Below are 17,858 nucleotides of genomic sequence, written 5' to 3'. Positions count from 1 at the left end.
GTCCGACCATGCGATTGCGACACAGTCTGTACGCCATCATCGCCATGGCGCTCGCGGCGACCACTGCCTGCGGTGACAGCCAGGGCACGACCACGCCGACCATCGACGTTGCCAAACTGGATTCCGGCAACTATCCGACAACACCGCGCGATATGGAAACCACGCGCAATGCCGACTCGGGGGGCTATCTAGAGTCGGTACGGCTCGGAAACTCGGTACCACTACCTTTCGATATAGATGGAAAATTCGCTTTCCAACGCCTGGCAACGATCGATGGGCGGACCACCCTGAAATCCCCGGCAACCATCTCATCGATCGATAACAAGGAATTCCCTGATCTTGCACAAGGACTCGTCGCCGGGTGGGAGACGACGGGTGAGCGCCGGAGCCCGTTCTGGCTCGGCAGTTCGGTGATCATGGATACGCTCCGGTTCTCGGACCAGGGCAAGGCCGAGACCGCGGCTCGTCGCCTCGCGGACCGTCAGACCGAAGTGCTGCCCGGCGAGACCGTGACGATCCCTGGGCATCCGACTGCTCGTGCGAAATGGTCGCCAAGCAAACGGACCCTGGACTCGTTCCTCGTACACGACGCCATGCTGCTATACGTGCATATCGACGATCCGGTTAGTGAACCTGTCGACACCGCACCGCTGATCGCTTTCACCCAGGCGGCCTTCACTGAACAGATCGAGACGCTGAAGGACTACTCGCCGACTCCGGTCGATCAAATCGCATCCCTCCCTATGGATGTGGACGGATTACTCGGACGGACGCTACCGCTCGAAGAGCGGCAGAAGAGCGTATCCGGAATCGACCGCACGGTGCTGATGCCCGGACACGTCGCGCTGCATTCGGAGAACTTCCCTGCACTCGCCAAGGCGGCTTACGACGACGCGGGCGTCGATCTGGTCGCGTACGCCGGTGAGAAGGTATATCGCACCCGGGATTCGAGCAGCACAGTCCGTCTCATCGCCGCCATGATCGATCAGAAGGCCGATAAATACCGTCCGGTCGACGCACCCCCGAATATGCCCGACGCCAAGTGTTTCGATGTCAAGGATAAAAAGAGCCCTTCGCTTACATATCCGCCCGTGTGCTATCTCGCATACGACAGATACGTCGCGCGAGTCGTGGGAACCAACGTGCAGGAGGCATATCAAAAGGCCGCCGCGCAATACAAGTTACTTGCTTACGGGCGTTAGGGGAGGCATGAAGCTCGCGACGAAGCCGACGGCCGTTCGATGGGTGGCGGCACTGTGCACGGCCGCGGCGTTGACGACCGCGTTGTCAGGGTGTGGTGCCCAGGTGACCGGCGAGCCGGTCCGCGTGCAACCCGATGTATCGAAGCTCGATGTCGGCAACTATCAGACCAAGCCGCGCCAAGTGGGTAATGCCAAGAGCGACAAACAAGCTCGGGCGCGGGAGGCACAACGACTGGCCGACTATGTGGCGCTGCCGTACGAAGCCGACCCCGTTTACGTTGAGGACGCCTGGGGCATCGCGACACATATTGTCCTCAACCGCAAGACCCTCGGCAGCCTCGTCATCAACGACACCTTCGATGATGTCGCGAAGGACTTGGTCGCGGGCTGGGTCAACGCATGGCGAAGCGGGGGCGCGCAGGAGGACAAGCGGCGAACGCTGAATGTCGCGGTGCTGATGTTCCCGGATGCGCAAACCGCGTCGGCAGTCGGACCGGCCCTCGAACACGACGACTTCACCTACAACGCCGACAATCAGCCTGTTCCGATCGCGCAGCCGAATACGTACGCACATTGGCGACCGGATATCTCCTCGGTCGGCTCGTGGACGGTGCACGACCGATATGTCGTCTACATCAAAGTGGTGGACGATACCTCGGCACCCGATCTGCCCGCGTTGACATCGCAGGTCGAGAAGATGCTCGGAGTGCAACTCCCGCTGCTCGACAAGTTCCAGCCGACTCCGGCCGGCGAGCTCTCACGTATCCCGCTCGATCCACAGGGTTTGCTCGGCCGAACCATACCCAGCAATCCGGAAAGACCCATTCGCGCAGAGCCCGACGGTGTTTTCCGCGGCCGCGGGACGGTGTCGTTGATGAATGCCGGTCAGGCAACACTGCCGGAACTGGAGAAGCACGGCGTCGATCTGGTGTCGTTCGGTGATGCCGTCGTCTTCCGAACCAAATCCCTGAAGGACGCCGACGACCTCTGGACGAAGTGGCAGCCATTGAAACCGGATCAGAAGATGGTCGGCGCCCCGGCCGGACTCGGCGAACATGTCCAATGTTTCGCGGATGGAGTAACCGATAAGAATCCGACCGGCTCGATGAATCTGTGTATGTTCCAGGTCGATCGGTACGTCGTGCAGGCGTTCGGCAAGCAGCTGCAGGATCTGCACCAGAAGGTCTCCGCGCAGTATGTCCTGCTGCAGAGCCGTTGAGGACGGTTCGGATGCGACTCGAATACCCACCGACGACTTGCTAGATTTCTGACGGAGGCTCGCGTGTCCGGGCGTTCGACATCATCGAGGAGGACCGAATGGCGTTGCGGCCCGGCGCAATCGTAGGTGGCTACCGGGTACTTCAAGTTCTCGGCAGCGGCGGTATGGGCACGGTGTACCTGGCCCAGAACCCGATCCTCCCCCGTCGTGACGCATTGAAGGTTCTCAGCGCCGACCTGTCCACCGATGACGAATTCCGCGCCCGCTTCGAGCGCGAAGCGAATCTGGCCGCCGGACTCGATCATCCGAATATCGTCGCGGTGTACAACCGCGGCGAGGAGAACGGCCAGCTGTGGATCGCCATGCAGTACGTCGACGGTGTCGATGCCTCGGACGAGGCCAAGAAGGGGCCCTCCGTGATGACCCCGCAGCGAGCCCTGCGGATCGTGTCCGAGGTGGGCAAAGGGCTCGACTACGCGCACCGACGCGGGCTGCTGCACCGAGATGTGAAACCGGCGAACTTCTTGCTCTCCGCCGCCGAAGCGGGTGATGAGGAACGAGTACTGCTCACCGACTTCGGTGTCGCGAAGTCGTCCGAGGACGGCCAAGACCTCACCGCGACCGGCAATTTCATGGCCACCGTCGCCTATGCCCCACCCGAGCAATTGGTCGGAACCAGCCTGGACAATCGCGCCGATATCTACAGCCTGGGCTGCTCGTTCTTCAAGCTGCTGACCGGGCAGAACCCGTATCCGTCGACCATGCCGGCCGTCGTCATGATGGGCCATCTGCACGAGCCGCCGCCGAAATTGAGTGCGGTTCGCCCGGGCCTGCCGCCCGCCTTGGATGCGGTGATCGAGAAGGTGATGGCCAAGGATCCGACACAGCGCTACGCGACGTGTCGGGAGTTCACCCAAGCCGCGGAGGCCGCCTTATACGGCACTCAATTCCGCGCTCCGGAGGCCGGATATTCGACCGATAACCGCATGCCTGTCGCGGGATATTCGACCAACCCGACCATGCCGGTCACCGGGGGTCCCCACGCCCCCGGCTACCACACCCGACCCCGAACTCCTGCTACCGGATTCGCGCCGCAGGAGAATACGGACCAAAGCTTGATCGCGACGCAGCGAAATCACTCCCCACGGTCGGCCATCCGCCGAATCCTGGTACCAGCGGCTCTCGCGGTTGTCGTCATCGCCGCCGTCGCGGCTGGAACCTTTTTCCTCACCAACGGTAAATCCGACTCCGGCGGCGGTGGCGACAAGGTGGCCGAAGCGCGGAACGCCAATCCGCAATTCTCGGGAAAGACTGTCACCGCGTTCAATTTCGGCAACTCGACCCTCTCGGTGGTGCTCAACCCCAGCGACCAATCCAAGTTCCTGCAGAACCTCGGCTTTGCCTACAGCACCAAATACAAGGCCGTCGGCGACGAGAAGTCACCACGCGCACTTTCGGCCGCGAGTTATTCGGCAGATGTCGATTCCGAGGTCGTGATCGTGCTGCGGACCGATAGCCAGGCCGGGAACGGCGGACTGCGTGGCTTGCCGGGGAGCATTCTGTCAAGCAACGCGAAGATCGTTGTGGTCGATGATCCGTCGACAGTGCAGGCGTTCCAGGTGTGGACCGCACAATCCCAGGACACACTGGCGGACAAGATGGTTCCGACGATCGCCAAGGTCGTCAAGTAGCGCAACGCCAGGGTTATCCACAGCTCTTATCGAACTGGGATCTGTCTTGTAGACGCGAGAGCGCGCTGTTCGGTAGGGTGTTCGCAGCCAGCCCACTCGCCAGTTCAAGTGGCCGCGAACAGGGGGAAGGAGGGGATCGGTGTGCTGGTGGCGACCGAGACGACGACATTGCGGTCCGAGACATCCGGGGGGATCTCTGAGGCCCTCCGACCGTGATGTAGCCGGTCGACAACGCTACAGCGCCCGTGCGACGCGGTGGATCTATCAGATTCTTTCGAACTGGATGGAACCGAACGGGCCGAGGACGCGTCCAACCGTATGAACGAGGTCAACTCGCACTTGGATTGACCACAACCAGAACCAGGAGCAGAAGCGATGACTTCACCAGGGAATTTCGCTGCGGATACCGAGGGTATCAATGCGAAGGCGAAGGAATTCCAGGAGCAGCACAACAGCCTGATGATGGCCATCCGGCAGTTGAAGACCGATGAAGACAACGTGACGAACGGCGCCAACTGGCAGGGTGCGGCCCGCGACGCGTTCAACGCCTTCATGGAGCGCTACTACTTCCAGGCCGACAAGATGAACGACCAGCTGATGGAGACCTCCGAGAAGCTGCTCAAGATGAGCAACTCGTTCTCCGATCAGACCGGCGACTTCGCCTCCAAGGTGCAGGCGCAGGTTTCCAGCCTCGACCTGCCTGCGGTCTAAACTCCAAAACCACGCAGCATAGGAGCCTGAACAATGAGCAGTGGCAAGCCCATCTCCGCTAATTTCGACGGTGTTGCAGACGGCGCGCGTCAGATCATCAACCGCGCCGAGACCATCCGCAACGAGCTCGAGGCCTTCGAGAAGAAGGTGAAGGCCTTCTTCGACACCCAGGGTGGTGCGGCGAAGGAAGCGTTCGACCAGTACCAGACGACCTGGAACCAGCATGTCGTTCAGCTGAACACGACCCTGCACGGCGCCGCTCAGCTCGTCGACAAGGGCAACTCCGAGCTTCAGGGCACGGACACCGCGCTCGCTGGCCTCTTCTGAGATTCGACTCGGAACCATTCGTGCCCCCGGCAGTTTGCCGGGGGCACGAATTATTTGGGCGGAACAGCGATTACGGCGTCGTCTGAATGGATGCCGCGAACTGCGCACAGGTCTGCGCGATCGAGTCCCAGCTACCGAAGTACTGGCATCCGGTGCTGATCTGAAGTCCCTGCTCCACCAATACATGCCAGTACACAGTTGAGCCATCACCGGGCTGTTCGGTGTAGGCCAGGCCCGATTTACCGCCGAATACTATGTCGCGCTTCAGCTCGCCGACCGTACCACTCGGCCGCTGCTTCATCTGGGCCTCGAGATTCGCCGCGACCTGCTCGTATCCGGCGCCCGTTGCGACCGGGGTCTGGATCACGGTGATGCGCATCCGAGTTCCGTCCGACGGGACGAGATCGACCCGAGACTTGTTCGGGTCAGGCGCCTGTGCGAATCGCCATCCAGCCGGTATCTGGAAGCGTACGCGCCCAACGGTTTCCGATGCTCGGGCCGTCGTCGATGGCTGCGCGCTGGTCGACGGCGGCGTGGGACGCACGGAGACAGCTGTGCTCGCCGGTGCGGCGGTTGGGTGGTCATCCGAGCCGCCGAACGCGAACACTGCCCCGACGGCCGCAGCGGCCACCACCGCAACCGCAGCCACGGCACTCACCACGTACACCTTCGTATTGCGCCCAGGCGGCTGCATCGCCGCTGCCCGCTGCCGCAGCGGCTGCATCCACTCCGTGGTCGGCAATGGCGCGATCTCGGGCTGGTACTCCGGTTCCAGCCGCGACCCACGCACCAGATCAGCGCCCGCGACCGGACGGACTTCGACCTCCGGTCCGCAGAACCGCTGTGCCACCGACCTGATCACATCAAGCTTCGCCGAATCCGAAACACCCACCGCCTGAACGACATCGGCGGGTTGCCCGCCGAGCAGACGATCGAAAAGAGTGGCCAGCTGTTCGTCCCCCGCCGCATCCGCCGCGATGTCGGCAACCGCGAGATTCGGTTCATGCTCACACGATTCGATGTGAGTGCCCTGATGGCTGCGCACGACGGCGGTCGCTGTGGTCGAGAGCGGGCCGAACTCCAACACAACGGTGCGCCTGCTGCGCGCGGTACCCGCATCGGTGACAACGGCGCGTATTGCCATGTCCTCGAACACGATATCGGTGGCGAAGCGCCGAACAGCATCGTCGATGACCGCACGTCGCCGCCTGCCCCATTCGGTCGGGCACACCACGGTCACCTGTTCACACGGAATCGCCGCACCGAGGTTCCGCAGGACTGTTCCGACCACCGCCGTCATCGCTTCGGCGACGGCCGGAACACGCGGCAGCAGGGCTATGCGGTCCCCGCCCACATACTGGACCGCGGAGCTCACCTGTGTCGGCGGTGTAAGCGGCTCTCCGACAACGAGATCCCCGTCGCTACCGAGCACCGCCGAAGGCGGCGTATCCCAATGGGTGGCCGGACCGCGCGCCCATACGCGGGTGTCCGTCACCACTAGATCGACGCTCGGCATCACTCCGCCGGAGGCATCCAGGCCAACTGGATCAGACCTTCGCTGTTACGCGTGACGTAGGTACCACGCCCGGGGGGTTTGATACCCGGACGCGTGTTACCGAACAAAACGCCCTCATCCTTATTGCAGCTCATGACCAGAGCGGCCGATCCGAGGTCCTTCATGCGCGCGACCGTCGCTTCGTACAGTGCGCGACTCGCGCCACCGGAGCGCCGCGCGATGATCACGTGGAAACCCAGATCTCGGGCATGCGGAAGGTGTTCCAACAGCGCCGATACCGGGTTGCCGCTGGATGAGGCGACCAAGTCGTAGTCGTCGACGATGACGTACAGTTCCGGACCCCGCCACCAAGAGCGATCACGCAGTTGCTGCGGCGTGACGTCGGAGCCGGGGGTCCGCTGGGCCACATAGGCGGCGAGATCGGCCATGTTCTGGGTGAATTGCGGTGCGGTGGAACCGTATCCGGCGAGGTATCCGTTGGGCACGAGTCCCAGCATCGACCGTCGGTAGTCACCGAGGATGAAACGCGCCTGATCCGGCGTGTTCGAGGCCGCGATGCTCTCGATAATCGACCGGAGCAGTGTCGTCTTACCGCTTTCGGTATCACCGATGACGATGAAGTGCGGGCTCTCGTTGAAGTCGAGGTAGACGGGCGCAAGCTCGGATTCGTTGATGCCGAGCGGAATTCGCATGCACTTGGCTTCCGGATTGACCTGGGAGGGCCAGTTGCCCGCGAGCTGCAGCAATTGCTCGCGCGGCAACATTTCCGGAAGCATTCTGGCGGCCGGAGCGGGCCTGCCAGGAGTCAGACGGGCAATGGTCGCCACCGCGTCCGCCACTGCCTGGCCGAGGTTTTCCTGGGCGGCACTGCCATCGATGCGCGGCAGACCGGTCAACATGTGCAGGCATTCGGGGGTCATGCCGCGACCCGGGCGCCCCTGGGGTACCAGGGCGGCGAACTTGCGGCCGAGGTCGGAATCCATGGGGTCACCGAGACGGAGTTCGATGCGGGTGCCGATCTGGTCTTTCAGGGCGGGACGCGCTTCGGCCCAGCGGGCGAGGGCGATGACCACGTGGACGCCGTAGGACAGGCCCTGGACCGCGAGGTTCATGATGGGCTGTTCGAGAGGGTCGAAGTCCTGGCGGATGGAACCGAAGCCGTCGATGACCAGGAAGACGTCACCGAACGGATCCTCGTGCGCCCCAGCCGCACCGGGACTGCTGGCCGGGTCCATGGCGCGCAGACGGCGGAATTCGGTCATCGACTCGATGCCCAGTTGGCGGAACCGCGCTTCGCGCTGACGGACGATGGTCGTCATTTCGGCGATGGTGCGCCGGACCTTGTCCTCATCGAGACGGCTGGCCACCGAACCCACATGCGGCAGGCCTTCGAGGCTGGCCAGGGTACCGCCACCGAAGTCGAGGCAGTAGAACTGCACCTGTTCGGCGGTGTGGGTGAGGGACAAGGCCATGATCATCGTGCGCAGGGCCGTGGATTTGCCCGACTGGGGGCCGCCGACGACTGCGACATTGCCTCGTGAACCCGACAAGTCCACGACGAAGGGGTCGCGGCGCTGGTCGTAGGGGCGGTCGACGATGCCCATGGGGGCGCGCAGGGTGGCGACGGCGGAGTATTCGCCGGTGAGCACGCTGCGCGGGATGAGTTGGTCGAGGGTCGGGGCCTCGTCCAGGGGCGGGAGCCAGATCTCGTGGGCCGGGCGGCCGTGGCCGCGGATGCGGGAGGCCAGCATATTGAGGTTGGAGATCTGTTCGCCGTCTTCGGACTGCGGTTCGGGATCGTGTGTCGGCTCGGACGGCAGTGGGATGCGGTCGATGGCGCGGAAGTCGACGTGGGTGGCGGTGAACGGCCTTGCCTTGATATCGATTTCGCCGCCCGCGACGCCGGCTTGGGTGACCTCGCGTTGGGAGCCGCCGCCGACGTAGGGGCCGGAGACGTAGGAGGCCTGGAAGCGCTGGATCTCGCCGGAGTCGGACTTGAGGTAACCACCGCCGGGGATGCCGGGCAGGTTGTAGGCGTCCGGGACGCCGAGGACCTGGCGGGATTCGTTGGCGGAGAATGTCTTCAGACCGATGCGGTAGGAGAGGTGGCTCTCCAGACCCTTCAGCTTGCCCTCTTCGAGGCGCTGCGAGGCCAACAGCAGGTGCACGTGCAGCGAGCGGCCGAGGCGGCCGATCATCACGAACAGTTCGGCGAAATCCGGGTGCTGGGTGAGCAATTCGGAGAACTCGTCGAGCACGACGAACAGTGCCGGCAGCGGGTCCAGATCGGCGCCCGCGGCGCGCGCCTTTTCGTATTCGGAGACGTTGGCGAAGTTGCCCGCCTGACGCAGTACCTCTTGGCGGCGGTTCATTTCACCGGCCAGGGCGTCGCGCATACGGTCGACGAGGTCGGCTTCCTCTTCGAGGTTGGTGATGACGGCAGCGACGTGCGGGACACCGTCCAGGCCGAGGAAGGTCGCACCACCCTTGAAGTCGACGAGCACCAGGTTCAGCTGGTCCGGCGAATGCGTGGCCAACAGGCTGAGCACCAGGGTGCGCAGGAATTCCGATTTACCGGAACCGGTTGCGCCGATGCACAATCCGTGCGGACCCATACCGCTTTCGGCGGCTTCCTTGATATCGAGTTCGATGGGCGCGCCGTCCGCGCCGACACCGAAGGGCACGCGCAGCCGCTCGCGGCCGTAGCGGGGACGCCAGGCGTGCTCGGGATTGAATGTGCCGATGTCGCCGAGCTTCATCAGCTGGGTCCAGGTCGAGATCACTTCGGCGTCATCGTGTTCGGCATCGCTGCTGCGCTGGGTCGCGGCGCGATACGGCGCGAGGCGGCGTGCGACCTGCTGGGCCTGCTGCGGACTGATTCGGTCGATGAGCGCGAAACGCTCCTGGTTTCCGGTGGCGCCGCGACCGACGCATTCACCGTTCTCGACAACCATCTTGATGCCGCGCGAAACCGCCAAACGCGGTGCGTAGCCACACAAGTCGATGATGGTCACGCCTTCGTAACCGGATTCGCGAAGTTGGTCTTCTTCGGCCTCGAGCAGGCCGCCGTCGACGACAATGACGATATGCACCAGGTTGGCATTGGCGGGCTGGTTGCGCGAATAGCGAACGCGGTTGGCCAGCAACGGATGCAGCCCCGCGGTGGCCTCCCGGATCGAGCCGTAGAACATTCGCTCGGTGCCGATGCCGTCCTGCGCGTCCGGATGTTGAGTGTGCGGCAGCCACTTGGTCCATTCCCATTCGCGGGCGGTGTCCGGGCCGCAGACGACGGCGATGAGCACCTGGTCCGGTGCCTGGAACATGCACAGCTGCAACAGCATTGCGCGGGTCATATCGCGAGCTTCGGCGCGGTCGCCGTCGAGTGCGACGGTCGCGAAGCCCTTGACCGCGATCGCCGTCGGCAGATCCGGAACCGTGGAGTGCGCGCGCACGAAGCGGCGCAGCGAGACCGCCGCGATCGGCTCCAATTCCTCGACCGGGCCGGTCTCCGGCGCGACCAGACGGGTGGCCAGACGCTGTCCGCCGATGCCGATGCGGGCGTGGCAGAAGTCCTTGTCCCCGGCGCGACGTTCCCACATGCGGCTGGTGCCCGCCAGCATCCAGATGAGACCCGGCTCGGGATGGCTCCATTCGACCGAGGCGCGCTGCTGGGTGGCGGTCTGGTCGACATCCTTGCGAACCTGGTCGAGGTAGCGCAGATAGTCCTTGCGGTCCTCGTTCGCCTCGGCTGCCTTCTGTCCCTTGCCGCCCCCCTGACCGGCGAACATGCCGACCATGGAGACGACCATCATCATCGGGAACATCATGCTCATCGGGTTCGACGCGATGCTGCCACCCTGGGTGAACAGCAGCGCCATCATGCCGACCATGCCGACGACCATCACGACCGGCATCAGCTTCGATACCAGGCTGCCCGGTGTCACCCTTGGGATTTCGGGCGGCGGCTGCAGCGTGACCTCGCCACCTGGCGTGCGCGGCATCTCGCGACGCGCACGCCGCTGGAACCGGACAGTACTCATCGGACGAGATCCCCCTCTTCGCAAGCTGCACTTTTTCGGCCTCAGTGTAGAGGGCACAGCTGACATGTCGTACAGTTCGACCAGCATTCTGCTGCCCGAACGGTGGGTTCGCAAGCTCGGCCCCCTCGCTCACGGGACGCGGAAATACGAGGTAGAGACCGAGTTGGGGGAAGCTTGACGCACGCGCGACTTGACCACATCGACGAAGAATCCTCGCGCGGCATCGTCCGTGCGCCCGATCTTGCCCGGGTCACGATTCTCGCGAAGCACACTCAGGTTGATATGGCGATTCCGGTCGATGTGCCGGTCGCGCTGGTGATTCCGAGTGTCGTCGATATGGTCGCTCAACACAGCCGCACCAACGATTTCGACAATGAGGGCGAGCGTTTCGAGCCCGCCGAATGGGTGCTGGCCCGAATCGGCCATCCCCCGTTCTCCAATTCGCTGAGCCTCGGCGAGCACGGCGTGCGCGACGGCGAACTGCTCATGTTGGAGAGCGCCTCGCATACCGCACCGACGCCGCTGTTCGACGACATCATGTACAACGTCGCGATCGCCGACGCCGATCACTATCGCAGCTGGACACCGAAGGTCGCGCGGATCACCGGGTCGGTGCTGGCCGCGCTCACCATGATCGTCGGTTGCCTCGGTCTGCTGCTGTCCAAAGGCGCACTGCCAGGCTGGGTTAGCGGTTCGCTCGCGTTGACCGTGGCGATTCTGCTCGTGGTCGCCGGCATGGTGCTCAGCAGGATGTACGGCGATACCTCGACCGCGCTGGTACTCGGGGGCTGCGCGCTGCCCGCCGCGTTCACCGCCGGAATGCTTTATGTGCCAGACGATTACGGCTGGGCGCATCTGCTGCTCGGATCGGTATTGGCCGGCGCGACAGCGGTTCTCGCGTGGCGCGTCACGGGCGTCGGCCTCGCGCTGTTCATCGGCGCGGCCACGCTCGCCGTGTACGCGGTACCGGCCGCGCTGGTCGGCGTGCTGACCGACCAGCCGGAGAAGGCCATCGGCGCCGTCGTCGCCGCGCTCGGGCTCGCGGGTCTTTCGCTCGCGCCGCGGGTTTCGATGCTGCTGGCCAAACTGCCGCTGCCGCCGGTGCCCTCCCCCGGCACCCCGATCGACCCGACCGAGGACGATCCGGACGATCACCGCGCGCTGCCGACCATGGACGCGCTCCGGGTGAAGTCCGAACGGGCCCGGATGTACCTGGCCGGACTCGTCGCGGCGACCACGCTGCTCTCGGTGGGGGGAGCGTTGGCGGGCACCGATCCCAGCGCCGGGGATCCGTACTGGCCGGGTATCGCGCTGGCGCTGGTGACCGCCGTGGTGCTGATGTTCCGCAGCCGGACCTACGCGGGCGCGGAACAGGCCGTGGTGTTGATCGCCGGCGGCGCGGCAATCGTGCTGATCATGATGGTCGGCGTCGCCATCGGCATGGAGCAGCCGCTGGCCGTCTTCGGGGCGGCGATGGTAGTGCTGGTCGCCGCGTTGATTCTCGGCATCATCATTCCGAACCAGTCCGCGACACCGCCGATGCGCCGTGGCGTCGAATTGCTCGAGTACGCGTTCGTGGCCGCCGTGCTGCCGCTGGTGTTTTGGGTGGCCTCGCTCTATTCGCTCGTTCGCGGGCTGTGAAGCCGCAACTGCGCGTCGCGGCGGCGGTCGTGGCGTTGGGCCTGAGCGCGTCGTTGGGGCTGGGGGCCGGTGCGGCTGCCGCGGATCACCCGCCCGCGGTGAATCCTGGTCTGCTGCCCGCGGGCGATCCGGCCGCGCCGCCCGAAAAGACCGAGCGGCCAGCGAATTCCGATTGCTCGAATACGGTCTCCGGTGGTGAGGGCGCGACGATTCCGACCGCCCAGCGCTCCCTCGATCTGGAAAGTGCGTGGCGGTTCTCCAAGGGTGAGGGCCAGACTGTCGCGGTCATCGATACCGGTGTCGCGCGGCATCCTCGCCTGCCCGGATTGATCGCCGGTGGCGACTTCGTAGCGAACTCGGGCGACGGCACCGAGGACTGCGACGGGCACGGCACCTTCGTCGCGGGATTGATCGCCGCTTCGAAGATCGATAGTCAGGGGTTCTCCGGTGTCGCGCCGGAAGCGCGCATCATGACCATCCGCCAGACCAGCAAGATGTATCAGAGGGAAGGCCGGGCCAGGGAGCGCAATCCCGACGACCTGCCCGAGGGCTACGGCAATCTGGCCACCATGGCCTCGGCGATCCGGCGTGCGGCCGATGCGAACGTGAGCGTCATCAATATCTCCGAGGTGTGGTGCGGCTCGTCCAATGACGTCGACGGATCCATCGGCGCGGCAGTGCGATACGCGACGCTGGAGAAGGACGTGGTCGTGGTCGTGGCCGCCGGAAACCAGGACGGCTCCTGCAAGACCGAACAGCAGATCCTCGATCCACTCAATCCGTCCGCCGATCCGTGGAGCAACGTCAAGGTCAATGTGAGCCCCGCCCGCTGGGACGACTATGTGCTCTCGGTGGGCTCGATCGATTCGAACGGCGCGCCGTCGAAGTTCACCGTGCCCGGCCCCTGGGTGAGTGTGGCCGCGCCGGGCGAGAATATGGTTTCGCTCGACCCGCGCGGGACCGGGACCGCCACCGGCACCGTGAATCAGCAAGGGCAGCAACAGGCGATGAGCGGGACGAGCTTCGCGACGCCGCTGGTCTCCGGGGTGGTCGCGCTGGTACGTGCCCGTTTTCCGGAGCTGAGTGCGCTGGAAGTGGTCAAGCGGATGCAGGCCACCGCGCATGCGCCCGCCGAGGGGTGGAGTCCGTATATCGGCTACGGCGCGATCGATCCGGTCGCGGCGCTGACCGATGAGGTGGGCAGCACGCCGCTGCCGCCCAAGCGGCCGAGCCCGGCCAAGAACGCCCAGCTCGCGGTGCCGAAACCGGCTCCGCCGCCGGACAATCGGGCTCGCAATGTCGCGCTGATCGGCACCGGGATCATCGGGGGCGCCTTGGTGCTCGGCTACCTCGCCTCGTTCCCTATCCGCCGCCGGTTCGGGGTCAACTCCGACGATATGTAGCGTCGTCGTGGCAAACGGCGGTACATAGGGTGTCGCGCCCGATCGAAACAGGTAGTTCCCATGCACCCAGCACACAGCCACCCGAGCCGTAGACAAAACTGGGAACGCGCGACCGGTGTTCCGATGCTGGTGCTTGCCGTGCTCTTCATCAGCGTCTACGCCTGGCATGTGCTGGATACCGGAGCGTCACCGCAGCTCGATGCCTGGCTCGAACGGATCGACATCATGATCTGGGCGGCATTCGCCGCGGACTTCGGCATCCGGACCTGGTTGTCCAGCGATCGTTGGCGGTTCGTGCGCACACATCCGCTGGAGCTGTTGATCGTGCTGTTGCCGCCGTTCCGGCCGGTGCGGTTATTGCGGGCGGCGCTACTGGTGCTCGACCAGCTCAACCGCAATCGGGTGACGCGCGCCCGGCTCGCGATATTCGTCGGCACCAGTTCGGCGCTCACGCTGGTGCTGTGCAGTCTGGCGTTCTTCGATGCCGAATACGGCGCACCCGATAGCAAGATCCACAACTTCGGCGATGCCCTGTGGTGGTCCATGGTGTCGGTGACCACGGTCGGCTACGGCGATGTGTATCCGGTGACCGTGCACGGCCGCCTGATCGCGCTGATCCTGATGACGCTCGGCATCGGCCTGATCAGTTTCGCCATCGGCACCACGACCAGCTGGGTAATGGATCAGCTGAAGGCCGTCGAGGTGAGCGCCGACCGCACCGAAGGGGAGATCACGGTGCTGATCGACGAAATCCGCGCGCTACGCAGCGAAGTCGCCGAGTTGCGCGCGGCCTCGATGTCCGAGGACTGACTCAATTCGCCGAGGCGACAGGCGATTTCGAGGGCGAGGGATCCGCGGAGACGCCGTCGTGGGCGACCATGGCATCCGCGCGGGCCAGGCTCGGACCGGCCGCGAGCAGGCCGACGATCGGCCACGGCGCTGGTTCGGCCTTGGTGCCCGAATCCGAATCCATGCCGAGCGCCTTTTCAGCGTCGGAGTCCTTGATGCCGTAGCGGACACCGGTGTCGGCGATGTAGAACTTGCTGTCTTTACGGCGACTGTCGGGTTCGATACCGGTGGTCTGGACGAAGGCGCCGGTGCCCGGCGGGATGTAGACCGAGTCGGCATTGGGGCCGGTACCGTCTGCCTGGGCCAGCTGCACGAGTTTGGCGTTATCCGGAATCGGCAGGGCCACACCGGTGAGCACCGTCAGTTCGGCGCGATTGCCACCGTCCTTGTTGTCCGCGGCGGCGGCCAGCGGCTTCCAGGACAGGCAGCTGACCGGCTGGTCCTTGTAGTCGACGATGGACGGCACGGCCTGTGGGTACGTTCCGACCTGCAGTGTGCTCGACACCGGCGCATAGGTCTTGTCGATCTGATCGACGACGTCGTTGCCCGACGTCGAGCGGACTCGGTTGCGGATGATCTCGGCGGTCACCGGCGAGATCGGCTGCAGACCGTCTTGCAGCACAACGTATTCCGTATTGGGCTGCGCGGGAACGTGGACGACGTCGCCGATGCGGTGGCTGCCGACCGAGTAGGTCACCGGGCCGCCCGGATTATCGATGTGGGGCGGAATGATCGGCAGCACTTCGGGAATCGTATTGAGCAGGCCCTCGCTGATCGGCCGGGCGGTCGCGCCGGTGATCTTCAATGCGTCGGTGACAGCGCGGTCCTTGAGGTCGACGCGAGCGCGCTTGCCCTCGTACACCAGATACGCCGAATCCTTGCCCTGCACCAGCAGCGCCCGGTCCCTACCCATCACCGACGCCTTCTCGCCGAGCGAGAGACTTCCGGCGAGCACCGAGGTGGTGAGGTCCCTGCTGCCGTCCACCTTCAACTGGTCGCAGACGGTCCAGATCCGGCCCTTGCCGTCCTTGTCGAAATGCAGTGAGGTAGGTGCGCCCGGAATGCCGATCAGCTGGCCGCGCGCCTTCTTGCCGATCTCGGATTCCTTGACGATGACGGCCTTTTCCGGCGATCCCGCGGCCAACCGGGCCGAGGCGAGGTTCAGCGTCGGATGCGCCACATCGTTGATCATCACGTAGACGGCACCGGATTCCTTGCCGATCAGGATCTTGCTACTGCCTACCTTGTCCTGTGGACGCAGCAGTGCGAGCACGCCACAACCGGCCAGCACCACGATCGCCATGATCAATCCGGCCGCGTAGGCACGGGACTGGGAGCGCATCGGATCGTGCAGCATGCGCACGTCCCGGCGCACCAGCGCGTGTTCCATCCGCCGGACCAGGAAGCGGTAACCGCTCACCTGCCAGCGTGTAGTGGGTTTTGAAGGCATGTTTCCCTCCCCGAACAATGCTCGCGTTCGCGGAACACAGTACAGTTCCCGAGGACTATTGTTCAGCTCGGCCGCTGCGATACGGCCGATACCGGGTACTTGGGGGACGACGATGGCCGAACAAGCCGGCGCGGGACCACGCCCGCTGCTCGGGCGCATCTCACTGCCGAATCTGCTGATAGCGCAGGTGATCGGGCTCGTTGCCGGACTGCTCGCCTTATTGGTCGGGGTTGCCGCCTGGCCCGCGTTGGGTGTCGCGGTGGTCGTCGGACTGCTGCCGCTGATCCCGGTCGCCAAGCGCACCATCCTGGATTGGATCGGGACCTGGTGGCGCTATCTGACCCGCGGCGATTACCAGCTCGGGGATACCGTCGACTTCCGCGGCTCCGACGGTCGCTCGCTCGGGTTGTATTGGGACGGAACGAGAGTCGTCGCGGTCGTCGAGGTGCTGGCCCCCAAGGGCGGGCTTACCCGGATCGCTCGCACTACCGTGCACGCCTCGCATCTGCTGCCGCTGCCGGAATTGGCGAAATGCCTGAACCAGCACGACATTCTGCTCAGCGGTATCGACATCATCAGCCATGGCCACCGCAGCCGTTCGGGTACGCCCGCGGGCAAGATCTACGAATCGCTACTGGGTCCGCTGCCCGCGACCGCGCACCGGAATGTGTGGCTCGCCATCAGCTTCGACGCGATCGCGTGCCCGGAGGCAGCGGCCCGGCGCGGTGGCGGTAGTGAGGGTGCGTCGCGGGCGGTAACCATTGCGACGCAACGCATTATGCGCACGCTGGAGGACGCCGACTGCAGCGCTCGCATCCTCACCGCACCCGAGATCCGCAAGGCGGTTCTGCAGGTCACGCAGGGCTTCGATCCGCGCACGCTGACCCACCGCTGGCGGTACGCCGAAATCGGCAACAGTGTGAATATCGGTAGCGCGGTCGACCCCAAGCGGCTCGGCTCGGATCTGCTCTCGCAGCTGTGGGTTGCGCCCTCGCGCGGAACGACCGTCGCGGTGCGGCTGCGTCCGGGTAGTTCGGCCGAAGCGGTGAGCGTCGGTGCAGCCTGGCGGCTGACCACGCGGGAGCTGCCGGAGCGCACGAAACTCAAGGGTCTGATCTCGATGAACGGGCGACAGCGTGATGGTCTGCTCGCGCATCTGCCGCTGGCCATTCCGGATCTCGACGATGCGGTTCCGGTGACCGAGTACCCGATCGATGTGATCAGTGCGCTGCACCTGCCGTCGTCGGGGTGCGGTCAGCTGATCGGGTCGGATGACGAGGGTCAGGGTGTCGCGGTCCGGATTGTCGGTACCGGTATCTCGACGGTGTATGTGGCCGGTGAGCTGTATTTGGCTCAGCAGTTGGTGTTCCGTGCGTTGGCGGTCGGAGAACGCATCCTGATCCGTACCGATCGGACGCACGCTTGGGAAAATTTGGTGACGACCATCGGGAATCCGGAGCGCCTGCAGCTCGCGGTGGAGACCCATCAATCCGATGCCGGATTCACCGCGACGGTGGTAGACGGTGTGCTGGCGCCCGCGCCGCACGCCGGTGTCACGACTATCTATGTCACCGGAGATCCGATGGGCTGGCCCGCGACTCGGCCGGACCTGTCGATTCACCAGCCGGGGGCCATCGGGAACCATGTGGTGCTGCGAACCGGAACCGCCCAGGTCGACCTGACCCTGGTCTCCATCCCCCGCGAGGCAACATACATCGGCCACCCCCGCGGCCGCCGCGCGATGGCAGACAGCGCGCAGTAGTCCCGTTGCCATGATGCTCGCGACAGATTGTGTCGGGAGAGGTGTGG

At 64.8% G+C, this 17,858-nt stretch carries 12 protein-coding genes; 9 read left to right on the top strand and 3 right to left on the bottom strand.

What is annotated here, in order from left to right:
• The first annotated feature begins 8 nt into the window (after nucleotides 1–8).
• From ACIBI6_RS21345 to ACIBI6_RS21325, 5 genes are all read left to right on the top strand, one after another.
• On the top strand, nucleotides 9–1,202 hold the full coding sequence (locus tag ACIBI6_RS21345; RefSeq protein ID WP_396957459.1) for a hypothetical protein: 1,194 nt from the start codon (nucleotides 9–11) through the stop codon (nucleotides 1,200–1,202).
• Nucleotides 1,203–1,209: 7 nt separating this feature from the next.
• Complete coding sequence (locus tag ACIBI6_RS21340) at nucleotides 1,210–2,421, top strand: hypothetical protein (protein WP_396957458.1); 1,212 nt, start codon at nucleotides 1,210–1,212, stop codon at nucleotides 2,419–2,421.
• Between the two features lie 98 nt (nucleotides 2,422–2,519).
• Complete coding sequence (locus ACIBI6_RS21335) at nucleotides 2,520–4,112, top strand: serine/threonine-protein kinase (protein ID WP_396957457.1); 1,593 nt, start codon at nucleotides 2,520–2,522, stop codon at nucleotides 4,110–4,112.
• Between the two features lie 375 nt (nucleotides 4,113–4,487).
• Nucleotides 4,488–4,823, top strand: a complete 336-nt coding sequence (locus tag ACIBI6_RS21330) for a WXG100 family type VII secretion target (RefSeq protein WP_396957456.1) — start codon at nucleotides 4,488–4,490, stop codon at nucleotides 4,821–4,823.
• Between the two features lie 33 nt (nucleotides 4,824–4,856).
• On the top strand, nucleotides 4,857–5,150 hold the full coding sequence (locus ACIBI6_RS21325) for a WXG100 family type VII secretion target (RefSeq protein WP_364346216.1): 294 nt from the start codon (nucleotides 4,857–4,859) through the stop codon (nucleotides 5,148–5,150).
• Between the two features lie 70 nt (nucleotides 5,151–5,220).
• Here ACIBI6_RS21325 and ACIBI6_RS21320 read toward each other — a convergent pair whose 3' ends face one another.
• Together ACIBI6_RS21320 and eccCa are read right to left on the bottom strand one after the other, a co-directional pair.
• The gene (locus tag ACIBI6_RS21320; RefSeq protein ID WP_396957455.1) at nucleotides 5,221–6,645 is read right to left on the bottom strand and encodes a type VII secretion-associated protein; all 1,425 of its coding nucleotides are present in this window, start codon (nucleotides 6,643–6,645) and stop codon (nucleotides 5,221–5,223) included.
• A gap of 20 nt (nucleotides 6,646–6,665) precedes the next feature.
• Nucleotides 6,666–10,706: a type VII secretion protein EccCa gene (gene eccCa / locus ACIBI6_RS21315; RefSeq protein ID WP_396957454.1), complete on the bottom strand. Its 4,041-nt coding sequence runs from the start codon at nucleotides 10,704–10,706 to the stop codon at nucleotides 6,666–6,668.
• A gap of 174 nt (nucleotides 10,707–10,880) precedes the next feature.
• Between eccCa and eccD the strand changes: the two genes are divergently transcribed.
• From eccD to ACIBI6_RS21300, 3 genes are read left to right on the top strand one after another with little or no spacing between them, the layout of a single operon-like run.
• Nucleotides 10,881–12,347, top strand: coding sequence for a type VII secretion integral membrane protein EccD (gene eccD, locus ACIBI6_RS21310; RefSeq protein ID WP_396957453.1), 1,467 nt, complete (start codon nucleotides 10,881–10,883; stop codon nucleotides 12,345–12,347).
• Nucleotides 12,344–13,750 (top strand): type VII secretion-associated serine protease mycosin, encoded by a 1,407-nt coding sequence (gene mycP / locus ACIBI6_RS21305; protein WP_396957452.1) that lies wholly within the window; start codon nucleotides 12,344–12,346, stop codon nucleotides 13,748–13,750. Before eccD ends, mycP begins: the two co-directional genes overlap by 4 nt.
• 60 nt (nucleotides 13,751–13,810) lie before the next feature.
• Complete coding sequence (locus ACIBI6_RS21300) at nucleotides 13,811–14,560, top strand: potassium channel family protein (RefSeq protein WP_364346206.1); 750 nt, start codon at nucleotides 13,811–13,813, stop codon at nucleotides 14,558–14,560.
• A 1-nt stretch (nucleotide 14,561) separates the two neighbouring features.
• Here ACIBI6_RS21300 and eccB read toward each other — a convergent pair whose 3' ends face one another.
• Nucleotides 14,562–16,049: a type VII secretion protein EccB gene (gene eccB, locus ACIBI6_RS21295; protein ID WP_364346204.1), complete on the bottom strand. Its 1,488-nt coding sequence runs from the start codon at nucleotides 16,047–16,049 to the stop codon at nucleotides 14,562–14,564.
• Between the two features lie 112 nt (nucleotides 16,050–16,161).
• Here eccB and eccE point away from each other — a divergent pair, with 112 nt between their 5' ends.
• Nucleotides 16,162–17,811 carry a type VII secretion protein EccE gene (gene eccE, locus ACIBI6_RS21290; RefSeq protein ID WP_396957451.1) on the top strand — a complete coding sequence of 550 codons (1,650 nt, stop codon included), beginning with the start codon at nucleotides 16,162–16,164 and terminating at the stop codon, nucleotides 17,809–17,811.
• The last annotated feature ends 47 nt before the right edge of the window (nucleotides 17,812–17,858 follow it).

It is taken from the genome of Nocardia sp. NPDC050412, assembly GCF_044458825.1.
Lineage (GTDB): Bacteria > Actinomycetota > Actinomycetes > Mycobacteriales > Mycobacteriaceae > Nocardia.
Note: the sequence above shows the minus strand (reverse complement) of the source record. Positions and strands in the feature narration are given on the sequence as shown.

Coding starts and splice junctions, on each gene's coding strand:
- ACIBI6_RS21345 (WP_396957459.1), top strand. CDS start 9: ATGCGATTGCGACACAGTCTGTACGCCATCATCGCCATGGCGCTCGCG.
- ACIBI6_RS21340 (WP_396957458.1), top strand. CDS start 1,210: ATGAAGCTCGCGACGAAGCCGACGGCCGTTCGATGGGTGGCGGCACTG.
- ACIBI6_RS21335 (WP_396957457.1), top strand. CDS start 2,520: ATGGCGTTGCGGCCCGGCGCAATCGTAGGTGGCTACCGGGTACTTCAA.
- ACIBI6_RS21330 (WP_396957456.1), top strand. CDS start 4,488: ATGACTTCACCAGGGAATTTCGCTGCGGATACCGAGGGTATCAATGCG.
- ACIBI6_RS21325 (WP_364346216.1), top strand. CDS start 4,857: ATGAGCAGTGGCAAGCCCATCTCCGCTAATTTCGACGGTGTTGCAGAC.
- eccCa (WP_396957454.1), bottom strand. CDS start 10,706: ATGAGTACTGTCCGGTTCCAGCGGCGTGCGCGTCGCGAGATGCCGCGC.
- ACIBI6_RS21300 (WP_364346206.1), top strand. CDS start 13,811: ATGCACCCAGCACACAGCCACCCGAGCCGTAGACAAAACTGGGAACGC.
- eccB (WP_364346204.1), bottom strand. CDS start 16,049: ATGCCTTCAAAACCCACTACACGCTGGCAGGTGAGCGGTTACCGCTTC.
- eccE (WP_396957451.1), top strand. CDS start 16,162: ATGGCCGAACAAGCCGGCGCGGGACCACGCCCGCTGCTCGGGCGCATC.